Source organism: Lyngbya sp. CCY1209, assembly GCF_055795065.1.
Window position 1 is genome coordinate 1 of sequence record NZ_JAYFER010000470.1, and the last position, 9,959, is coordinate 9,959.

The window sequence follows — 9,959 nt, forward strand, 5'->3', positions numbered from 1 at the left end:
TCTGCGCTTGCCCATGAAACCCCATTCACAATCAATTAATCATCAAATGACCGTAGAGGCAAGCCTCTGCGCTTGCCTTTCGGAGAGAATATGCTTACCCTTCTCAGAGAATATCCCTTGCCCTTCTCACTGAGCAGTAAAATAGATCAAGTCACCATTCTCAAATCTCATGGGCATATTTGAAGATTTCAGCCGCTTTCTGGAAACCCGCCTGGAGGAATTTCTGCGGGAACATCCCCACCTGGAACTGCAAGCCCTCGAAGAGCAGTTGCGGGAACAGGAAGAAGACACCCTGCGATTGATCGCGGATCTGCAACGCCAGGAAAAAAAATTGGAGGAAGATATTCTGACGATCGCCCAAGATATCCAAAAGTGGCACAAATGGGTTGGAAAAGCCCAGGCTGCCAACCGCCCCGACCTGGCCCAAGGCGCCCAGGAACGGGAAGCCGCATTACTGCGACAGGGGAACCAAGCCTGGGGACAGATGCAGGGCGTCAAAAGCCGGATCGAGCAGTCGAAAGAATTATATCGCCAGATTCAGGAACGGCGCAAAGAAGTGAAAGCCCGATATCAGGAAGTCCAAGCGGCGCGATCGCAACAGGCTCAGACCGGGCAACCCTGGGAAACCCAAGCCTGGAACCAAGGGACCGGCCACGCCAGTTTCGGCGCCGCGGCCGATCCCCTGGAACAGCAGTTCCGCCAGTGGGAGATGGACGAGGAATTGGAGGAACTGAAACGCAATATGGGGAAAAATTGATCCTCGACCATTGGAAATTATCAATCAATAAATGATAACTATTGGTTATTTTCTATTTCTTTTCTCCCCCAACTCCCGGAGCCGCGATCGCCCCTTCCCACTCATCAAAGGACTCCGCCATCGGGTATAATCTCCCTGTTGCTCTGAGAGGAAAATTGAACAACAGAAGGTTGAGACAGGGCGGGTTCTCGAAGGGAACCGCAGACGGGCTGGCGGGGGCTGTCGTCGGACGTACATTAATTCCAGAGGCGATCGTATTTTCAATCATTGCCGGAGTCGTCCCGAAAATGGGACTCTACGCTTCATTTATTATAGCCGTAATGACCGGTTTTCGGGGGAAGACCTGGCACAATTTTGAGCGTCACTGGTGCGATGGCACTGTCGATAATCGACCCATTTAAAGAACGGAGCTCCCCCGATTTCTGGGCGGCGACTTGATTGACCGAAATCAAGCCGGTTATAAGCAGTAGCCCAGTGAGTTGGGACATCCGAAAATCAGTCATTATTTATATCTGACCTCAATTGACCCGAGTTATTCCTCCCCTTTCCCGAGTCATCACCTAATTCAGGAGAGCAGTTAATGCAGATTACCAATACCATACATTTTCGCAATCTCAAAGGAGATATTTTTGGTGGATTAACCGCCGCCGTGGTCGCCTTACCCATGGCACTGGCTTTCGGAATCGCTTCCGGTGCCGGGGCTTCTGCAGGTTTATGGGGGGCGATATTAATTGGATTTTTCGCTTCCTTATTTGGCGGAACTCCCAGCCTCATCTCCGAGCCCACCGGCCCGATGACGGTAATTGTCACGGCAGTCATTGCCGAATTAGTCGCCAACAATCCCGAAAAAGGTTTGGCGATGGCTTTTACCGTGATCATGCTGGCGGGAGTGTTTCAAATGTTATTCGGGGTTTTGAAATTGGGGAAGTATATTACGATGCTTCCTTACAACGTCATTTCCGGGTTTATGACCGGAATTGGCGTGATTCTTATTTTCATACAAATCGCCCCATTCCTGGGCCAAGAAACCCCGGCGGGGGGTGTAATTGGTGTGATTAAGAATTTTCCCAATTTAATCGCCAATATCAATCCTTGGGAAATGCTCCTGGGAATAATGACCCTCGCCATTCTATTCTTTTATCCGGCTAACCTGAAAAAAGTGGTTCCCCCTCAACTGGTGGCTTTGGTCATCGGTACGATCATTTCATTGGTTATTTTCAGTGGGGTTGACATTCGGACGATTGCGACCATCGGAGAAATCAAACCCGGACTTCCCCAACTGCAAATACCCACATTTACCCAACAAGATTTGCGGTTAATGTTCGTGAATGCCATGATTTTAGCGATGGTGGGTTCCATCGACTGTCTGTTAACTTGTCTGGTCTCGGACAGTCTCACCCGACACGAACACAACTCCAACAAAGAATTGATCGGTCAGGGGGTGGCGAATTTAATTACCGGGTTATGTGGTGGCATTGCGGGTTCGGGCGCGACTACGGCAACGGTGGTGAGTATTTACGCCGGAGGACGCACGGCTTTGGCGGGAATCAGTCGGGCTTTAGTGTTATTAATCGTGGTGTTGTGGGCGGCACCTTTGACTGCGGGCATTCCGCTATCGGTTTTGGCGGCAATTGTTTTACAGGTGGGGATCAATATTATTGACTGGGGATTTTTAAAGCGGGTTCACAAAATTTCGTGGAAGGCAGCGGGCATTGTTTATGGCGTGGTCTTACTAACGGTATTTGTGGATTTGATGGTGGCCGTGGCGGTGGGTGTATTTATCGCCAATATCTTGACCATCGAACGGCTGGATGAGTTGCAATCTCAGTCCGTCAAGGCGATTACGGATGCGGACGATCAAATCGTTCTCGACGAGAATGAAAAGAAAATTTTGGACGCGGCCAACGGCCGGGTGTTGCTGTTCCATTTGAGTGGTCCGATGATTTTTGGGGTGGCGAAAGCGATTTCCAGAGAACATCAGGCGATCAATAGCTATGACGTGCTGATCGTCGATTTGAGTGAAGTGCCGGTTCTGGGGGTGACTTCTTCTTTGGCGATCGAAAGTGCCATCAAAGAAGCCCTCGATGCGGAACGGAATGTGATCGTCGTCGGGGCAACTGGAAAGGTGAAAAGTCGTTTGGAAAAGATGGGGATTGCCGGGTTGATTCCGGGGAATTATTGGATGGGCGATCGCTTGACGGCACTCAAGGAAGGTCTGGCGATCGTCGAGAACAAACAATGCAGTATCTCCAAGTCCTTGCAGCCATAAAATACGCCATTCCCAAATCCAGGGGCAACCCCGACCGGTTAAGTCCCCAATTCTCAACCCCGCAATACTCCTACAAATCCGGAAAAACTTCCCGGACGGCGGGGTGGACGAGTTGGTGATTTTCGACGTTGAGGCCTTTGGCCAGGGGGGGGCTTTCAGCCAGGGCGCGGATGCCGCGATCGGCGAGTTTCAGGACATAGGGGAGGGTGCTATTATTCAAGGCGTGGGTTCCCGTCCAGGGGACGGCTCCGGGCATATTCGGGACGCCGTAATGGACGACCCCCTCCTCGACGTAGGTGGGGTTGGTGTGGGAGGTGGGGCGCAGGGTTTCGATGCAACCCCCCTGATCGACGGCGACATCGATGAGTACGGAGCGGGGGCGCATTTTGGCCACCAATTCGCGGGACACCAAGACGGGCGCCCGTTTCCCCGGCACCAGGACGGCGCCGACCAACAGATCCGCTTCCGGGACGACCCGTTCAATTTGGGCGGAACTGCTGTAGAGGAGTTCGACCCGCGATCCGAACAGGGTTTCCAAATAAGAGAGCCGGTCCACGTTGATCTCGACAATTTGCACTTTCGCCCCCATGCCGATGGCGATGCGGGCCGCTTCCGTGCCGACGACGCCGCCGCCCAAAATCGCCACCTGGCCGGGGCGGACGCCGGGGACGCCGCCGAGGAGGACTCCCCGCCCCCCCTGTTGCCGTTCCAGGAACCGGGCGCCGAACTGGATCGACAGGCGTCCGGCGATGATGCTCATGGGGGTGAGTAGGGGAAGCCGTCCGTCGGGCAGTTCCACCGTTTCATAGGCGATCGCATTGACGCCACTGTTGATGAGATGTTCGGTCAGCTCCCGATCCGCGGCTAGATGCAAGTAAGTAAATAACAGTTGCCCTTTTTGAATCAGGGGATATTCCGAAGGGAGGGGTTCTTTGACTTTCACCACCAACTCGCGGCTCCAAACCTCCCGGGCATCGGGTACAATTTTAGCTCCGGCTTGCAGGTAATCCTCGTCGGAGAATCCGGCGCCGGCACCCGCCCCCGTTTCCACGAACACTTGATGGCCTTTTTCGCAGCAGACTCGGACGCTACTCGGACTCAATCCCACCCGAAATTCCTGATCTTTGACTTCTTTGGGGACACCGATTTCCATCTCAACCTCACCTTTGACTGTCTTTAATGCTTAGATTTTAGGGGGGAATTGAAAAAGGGGGGGGGAGTGCGGCCGGTCCGAGTGAAATGACCGATTCCCTGGAAAGGGTTGCGATCGCGACCCCCCCGGCATTTCCATCCCCGCGTTTCCGGCATCTAACCCCCGTCCCCCTAGACATCTGGATTCTTTCCGGTAGAATCAGAACAAAAAAATTAACGAATGTAAACTCAATTGTGGAGGGTAGACCCATTACACTCACGCTCGGCTCGTCCAATTCTTCTGCCGCATCCGATGGCAATCAGCCCATCCTCAAGGTTGTGGGCCGTTCCTCACTTCAAGGCCAGGTCACGGTCGGCGGCGCCAAGAATGCCGCTTTGGTCGTGATGGCCGGGGCATTGTTGTGTCCGGAAGAGTGTCGCATTCGCAACGTTCCGTCCCTGGTGGATGTGGCCCGGATGGGTCAGGTTCTATCCGCCTTGGGGGTGAAGCTGGAACGGGACGGCGATGCGATCGCGATCAACGCCCGCGATATCAACCAATCCCAAGCCCCCTACGAGTTGGTGAGCCAGCTCCGGGCCAGTTTCTTCGTGATCGGCCCTTTGCTGGCCCGTTTGGGTATCGCCAAGGTTCCCCTGCCGGGGGGATGCGCGATCGGCGCCCGACCCGTTGACCTGCACGTTCAGGGGTTGCGGGCGATGGGCGCCCACGTCCACATCGACCACGGCATCGTCCACGCCTACCTCACCGGCAGCGATCGCCGTCTGAAAGGGGCGAAAATTTATTTGGATTACCCCAGCGTCGGGGCCACGGAAACCCTGATGATGGCCGCGACCCTGGCCGACGGGGAAACCATCATCGACAACGCGGCCCAGGAGCCGGAAGTCGTCGATCTGGCGAATTTCTGTCGGGCGATGGGGGCGAAAATCAAGGGTGCCGGGACGAAAAAGCTGGTCATCTCGGGCGTCGATCGCCTGCACTCGGCGGACTATTCCATCATCCCCGACCGCATCGAAGCCGGAACCTTCCTGCTGGCCGCCGCCATCACCCGCTCGGAGTTGAGCGTCGCGTCCATCATCCCGGACCACCTGACGGCGGTGATCGCCAAATTGCGGAAAACCGGAGTAAAAATCGTGCCGGAGGAAAACAACACCGTCCGCGTCATCCCCGGCCCCCAAAGTCTGGCGACCGACATCGAAACCCTCCCCTACCCCGGCTTTCCCACGGATATGCAGGCGCCGTTCATGTCCCTGCTGACCCTGAGCGAGGGCAATAGCCTGCTGACGGAAACGGTGTTCGAGAACCGCCTGCACCACGTCGCCGAGTTGATCCGCATGGGGGCGGATATCCGCATGAAAGGCAATACGGCCGTGATCCGCGGCGTCGCCTTCCTCTCCGGGGCGCCGGTGAAGGCGACGGATCTGCGGGCCGGCGCCGCCCTGGCGATCGCGGCCTTGGCGGCCGAGGGCGAAAGCACCATCGAGGGCCTGCAACACATCGATCGCGGTTACGATCGCTTGGATGTGAAGCTCAAACAGTTGGGCGCCAATATCGAGCGCATCGACCCCCAGGGCGAAACCGAACCGACTCCCGCCTGCAAAGACGAGTCAATTTTGCTCAAATAATAAGATGGGGGCGGGATAGCTTCCCGCGGCTGACCCCAGGTATCGCTAACCCGCCCGACTCCTTCCATCACTTTTTGATTTGACGGCTATGGCTTTTTCTCAAATTCCTCTGATTGGTCTGAAAGCGGATCAATTCCGCCACCCCCTGGACTTGCAGGCGACCAACGCCTTGAAACAAGTGCCCGGTTTGGATTTGATAGTCCGGCAGTTGCTCGGCTCCCTCGGAGAGCAGTTTTTCTATTTGGAAAATATCGCGTCGAGCGTTTTGGTCGGCGAGCGACAGCTTCCCCACCTCCACGAGCTGCTCCTGGATGCCTGCAAAACCCTCGATTTGGAACCGCCGCAGCTTTACGTGCGATCGTCCCCGGTTCCCAACGCCTACACCTTCGCGATGCGGGGGAAACAGCCCTTTATCGTCCTGCATACTGCTTTGATCGACTTGCTGACGCCGGAGGAAATTCAGGCGGTGATCGCCCACGAGTTGGGACACCTGAAGTGCGAACACGGGGTTTACCTGACGTTGGCGAATCTGGTGGTATTGGCCGCCGGAAGTCTCTCGACGGTGGGGGCGGTGTTGGTGCAGTCCCTGCAAGCCCAGATTTTGGAGTGGGTGCGCTGTGCGGAGTTCACCTGCGATCGCGCCGCATTGCTGGCCACCCAAGATCCCCGGGTGGTGATGTCGGTGCTCATGAAGCTTTCCGGCGGTTCCCCCACCCTGGCACCGCAACTGAATTTGGATGCGTTCCTGGAGCAGGCGAAGGCCTACGACGAGATGAGCCGGGACGAGTTGGGGGAATTGCTCAAACAGGCGCAGACGTCCCAACTGACCCACCCCCTGCCGGTTTTGCGGGCTCGGGAGATCGATCGCTGGGCCGGCAGTCCGGATTACAATTTCTTGTTGCACGGGAAGAAAATGGTGTATAATGATAAAGTTGCCAATTTGGGCGGATGGCGAAATTGGTAGACGCACCACACTCAAAATGTGGCGGCTTCGGTCATGTCGGTTCGAGTCCGACTCTGCCCACTCTCTGAAAGGTTAAGAACATTAGGGGCGATCGCGTGATCGCCCCTTTTTCGATTAGGGGGGAGGACGATGCTCAAAAGTTACGAGGCGATCTACGAAAATGGCCAGGTGAAATGGCTCGGCGAGAAACCGGAGGTCGAATCGGCCCGGATCATCGTGACGGTTTTGGAGGAGACGCAGTTGCCCCTCAAACGGCGCCGCCCCCCTCAATTGCTGGAAAAGGTCAGACGTTGGGCGATATTGTCAGTCCGATCATCTCGGAAGAGGATTGGGAATGTCTGTAGCGATCGTGATGGGTTGACGGGCTGACCTAGGGACGGGACGTCGCAGCCGATCCCACAAACGTTTCAACAGTTCGCCCTCGGCACCGAAATCATTAAAAATGAATATCAATTGTGCGTCGGGTCGAATCTCTCGCTTATCGATCGCCGACTCAAATCCGCGATCGCAACCATCCGCTTATTGCATCTAAGCGTCAATTAAGTGAGAAGCTCCCCCGCCGCCCACATCGTCGAAATGCCCTTTTGATGGGCGTTAAAGCCCAAAAATTAAAGGCGGAACCCGAGATTGTAACAAAACTTAATTTTATTTTATTGAAAATATGTTTGAATAAATTCAGTCAGTTATTGAACTTTAGTCGCAATAAGCTGTGGAGATGTACGACCTGGTAGCACCGATGCCAACCTACGACAATCCAACCGTGAAATATGGCTGGCGGGCCGGCAATGCCCGGTTCATCGCCTCGATTATATTTTGGGCCGCGGCCCGGGTGGTTTGTGGGCGGAATTTGATTTCCGCCGCGTCGAAAAGGCGTTGAATCCCATCGAAGTCCGATTATTTTGAGATGTGAATAGGTCGAGATCGGATATCTCGACGGGCGACTCATCTTTCCCTTGTCCCGATGTCCTCTACTCCTCCACAGGCCCTATGAATTGTCCGTGTTGTTCCGGAAAATTGCTCCAACATATCGATCGCAACGGTTTGTACTGGCACTGTCAGGATTGCCGGCAATATTTCCCCGCTTCACCGATCTGCGATCGCCTCTTTTCTGGGGAACACGACCTTCCGAAAAAACCGTCGAAATTTATGATTAACATCGTCTCTTAAATTTGATTTAAAAAAGCCCCAAATTCCCAAGGGTGAGGCTGCGGCGCTTTGCCGGTAGCTGATACCCGTTTGATCGGAAATAAATCTCGTCGTTTAAAACAGGAAAGAATTGATGACTTCATCCCCCGATGCACTTTGGTTAAATGTCAGTCCGGCCCTCGAAGAATTGGATCTGCCGTGCCTGAGAGTCCTTTCCCGGCACTGCGCGATCGCCCACTATCAATATTGTATCAGTCAGGACGAACCGATGTGTTTTCATGAGGCGTTGACTTTGCTGCACGACTATTTAAAACATTTCGATCGCCCCCTGCATTTGATCGGACACGGCATGAGCGGATTGTTGGGATTGTGGTATTCTCGCCGACATCCGGAACGGGTGCGATCGCTGACTTTGCTTTCCGTCGGCATCCATCCCGCCGTCGATTGGCAGGCCCACTATCACGTCCAACGACAACTCCTCCCCTGCTCTCGGGAACAGCTTTTAGTTCAAACCGTTTACAGTTTATTCGGCTATCAATGTACCCCCGTGACGAAAAAACTGGCTCGGATGTTGGATCGTGATTTAAACCATTCTTTATCGCCCCATACGTTGTATCGGCGGGTCAATTTCTTTCCCGACGGAGTGCCGGTTCCGGTGATGATCGGTCGGGGCGAGAACGATGTGATTATCGATCCGAATTCCTGGCAGGGGTGGTGGCTCTGGCTCAAGGAGGGCGATCGCCTCTGGCAATGTCCGAACGGGCGCTATTTCTTCCACTATTTTAACCCCAAAGTTGTAGCGGGCGAAATCGTCAATTTTTGGAATCATTCATCCCGTTATTCGGGTTATAACCGCCGCGAAGGACTGTTGGATTTGAAATCGTAAACTGACAATTTTTGGGATAAAGTGATGATTTCTGAAGCTGCGTTGACTTCCCCGAACGGCTTGCCCGTCCATCCCCTGTGTCCGATCGCGATCGCGGCGATTTTGACGGGTTTTATTTTGGCGATTATTGTCGCCGTCAAAGAGGGTTTGGATCGCCTGAAAAAACTGCATCAAATCCCTTGCAGTCGCTGCGCGTTTTTTACGGGGGACTACCGGTTGAAATGCACCATTCACCCCTGCAAGGCTCTGTCGGAAGAGGCGATCGGCTGTTTGGACTACGAAGCGATCGCTCCGTGTCGGCGGCGGACAGATTTCCCAGTTCAGCCATCTCCTCAGTGGCAACTTCTCCCGATCGCCCGAAAGCGATCGCGTTCTGGGGTATGATATAAGGTACTTTGAGGCGACTTGGCAAGGGGGACTTGAAGAAGCTCCTCTTCGTTGGCAAAAGATTTTCCCTAAATTCTCCCCCCTTACAAAGGGGGGCTGGGGGGGATGACACCCGACTCACCCATCAAAATGACCGACTTAAAACAAGGTAAATACTTTTTACCCTACAATCCAAAATTGATGGATAAAGCCAAGGAAATGAGAAAAAATCCCACGCCGGCGGAACGACAGCTTTGGGGGTTTTTAAGAACTTTTCCTCTGAAAATCTGGCGACAGAAGCCGATTGATAATTTTATTGTCGATTTTTACTGCCCGAAGTTGAAATTGGCGATCGAGGTTGATGGGGAGAGTCATTTTACGCCGGATGCGATCGCTTATGATAGGGAAAGAACCAAGGTTTTGGAAGGGTACGGGTTGCGGGTTGTTCGCTTTACCAATCATCAGGTTTTGCATGAGTTTGAGGCGGTTTGTGAGGAGATTTTGGGGTTCATCCCCCCCAGCCCCCCTTTGTAAGGGGGGAGCCGTTTCATCCCCCCCAGCCCCCCTTTGTAAGGGGGGAGCCAGAGGTGGCTTCTGAGAGCTATCGGGAGGACCGGCAATCGGTCCCATCCCCCCCAACCCCCCTTTGTAAGGGGGGAGCCGGAGGTGGCTTCTGAGTGTTTAACTGGATTTGATATCACCAGTTTAAAAACCCGATATCAAAGTCCCCCTTACAAAGGGGGATTTAGGGGGATACGATCGCTTCTCAAACCCACCGACCTCTCAAAGTCCCCCT

10 protein-coding genes and 1 tRNA gene are annotated in these 9,959 nt (G+C 54.2%); 10 read left to right on the forward strand and 1 reads right to left on the reverse strand.

Annotation, left to right across the window (positions count from 1 at the left end; translation table 11 throughout):
* Positions 1-169 precede the first annotated feature (169 nt).
* The 3 genes from AC0QHF_RS14980 to bicA all read left to right on the forward strand — a co-directional run bounded on the left by AC0QHF_RS14980 (position 170) and on the right by bicA (position 3,026).
* Positions 170-757 carry a TIGR04376 family protein gene (locus AC0QHF_RS14980; RefSeq protein WP_324705030.1) on the forward strand — a complete coding sequence of 196 codons (588 nt, stop codon included), beginning with the start codon at positions 170-172 and terminating at the stop codon, positions 755-757.
* Between the two features lie 170 nt (positions 758-927).
* On the forward strand, positions 928-1,158 hold the full coding sequence (locus AC0QHF_RS14985) for a SulP family inorganic anion transporter (RefSeq protein WP_324705039.1): 231 nt from the start codon (positions 928-930) through the stop codon (positions 1,156-1,158).
* Between the two features lie 179 nt (positions 1,159-1,337).
* A complete protein-coding gene (gene bicA / locus AC0QHF_RS14990; protein WP_324705031.1) occupies positions 1,338-3,026 on the forward strand; it encodes a bicarbonate transporter BicA in 1,689 nt (562 codons plus the stop codon).
* A 70-nt stretch (positions 3,027-3,096) separates the two neighbouring features.
* Here bicA and ald read toward each other — a convergent pair whose 3' ends face one another.
* Positions 3,097-4,179 (reverse strand): alanine dehydrogenase, encoded by a 1,083-nt coding sequence (ald, locus tag AC0QHF_RS14995; protein ID WP_324705032.1) that lies wholly within the window; start codon positions 4,177-4,179, stop codon positions 3,097-3,099.
* Between the two features lie 233 nt (positions 4,180-4,412).
* On the opposite strand from ald, the gene murA reads away from it, so the two are divergent.
* The 7 genes from murA (at position 4,413) to AC0QHF_RS15030 (ending at position 9,697) form a co-directional block, all read left to right on the forward strand.
* Positions 4,413-5,801, forward strand: a complete 1,389-nt coding sequence (gene murA / locus AC0QHF_RS15000; RefSeq protein ID WP_324705033.1) for a UDP-N-acetylglucosamine 1-carboxyvinyltransferase — start codon at positions 4,413-4,415, stop codon at positions 5,799-5,801.
* 88 nt (positions 5,802-5,889) lie between these two features.
* Entirely contained in the window at positions 5,890-6,765 is an 876-nt protein-coding gene (locus tag AC0QHF_RS15005) for a M48 family metallopeptidase (RefSeq protein ID WP_324705034.1), read from the forward strand.
* A tRNA-Leu gene (locus AC0QHF_RS15010) sits at positions 6,744-6,825 on the forward strand. The genes AC0QHF_RS15005 and AC0QHF_RS15010 overlap by 22 nt, the downstream gene beginning before the upstream one ends.
* Positions 6,826-6,894: 69 nt before the next feature.
* Positions 6,895-7,134, forward strand: coding sequence for a hypothetical protein (locus AC0QHF_RS15015; RefSeq protein ID WP_324705035.1), 240 nt, complete (start codon positions 6,895-6,897; stop codon positions 7,132-7,134).
* A 910-nt stretch (positions 7,135-8,044) separates the two neighbouring features.
* The gene (locus AC0QHF_RS15020) at positions 8,045-8,797 is read left to right on the forward strand and encodes an alpha/beta fold hydrolase (protein ID WP_324705036.1); all 753 of its coding nucleotides are present in this window, start codon (positions 8,045-8,047) and stop codon (positions 8,795-8,797) included.
* A gap of 24 nt (positions 8,798-8,821) precedes the next feature.
* Positions 8,822-9,181: a hypothetical protein gene (locus AC0QHF_RS15025; protein WP_324705037.1), complete on the forward strand. Its 360-nt coding sequence runs from the start codon at positions 8,822-8,824 to the stop codon at positions 9,179-9,181.
* 132 nt (positions 9,182-9,313) lie between these two features.
* Positions 9,314-9,697 (forward strand): endonuclease domain-containing protein, encoded by a 384-nt coding sequence (locus AC0QHF_RS15030; RefSeq protein ID WP_324705038.1) that lies wholly within the window; start codon positions 9,314-9,316, stop codon positions 9,695-9,697.
* The last annotated feature ends 262 nt before the right edge of the window (positions 9,698-9,959 follow it).

What these genes read in the sequence shown, in the direction of transcription:
- AC0QHF_RS15015 (WP_324705035.1), top strand. Translation starts at nt 6,895, where the DNA reads ATGCTCAAAAGTTACGAGGCGATCTACGAAAATGGCCAGGTGAAATGG.
- AC0QHF_RS14980 (WP_324705030.1), top strand. Translation starts at nt 170, where the DNA reads ATGGGCATATTTGAAGATTTCAGCCGCTTTCTGGAAACCCGCCTGGAG.
- AC0QHF_RS15005 (WP_324705034.1), top strand. Translation starts at nt 5,890, where the DNA reads ATGGCTTTTTCTCAAATTCCTCTGATTGGTCTGAAAGCGGATCAATTC.
- bicA (WP_324705031.1), top strand. Translation starts at nt 1,338, where the DNA reads ATGCAGATTACCAATACCATACATTTTCGCAATCTCAAAGGAGATATT.
- AC0QHF_RS15030 (WP_324705038.1), top strand. Translation starts at nt 9,314, where the DNA reads ATGACCGACTTAAAACAAGGTAAATACTTTTTACCCTACAATCCAAAA.
- AC0QHF_RS15020 (WP_324705036.1), top strand. Translation starts at nt 8,045, where the DNA reads ATGACTTCATCCCCCGATGCACTTTGGTTAAATGTCAGTCCGGCCCTC.
- ald (WP_324705032.1), bottom strand. Translation starts at nt 4,179, where the DNA reads ATGGAAATCGGTGTCCCCAAAGAAGTCAAAGATCAGGAATTTCGGGTG.
- AC0QHF_RS15025 (WP_324705037.1), top strand. Translation starts at nt 8,822, where the DNA reads ATGATTTCTGAAGCTGCGTTGACTTCCCCGAACGGCTTGCCCGTCCAT.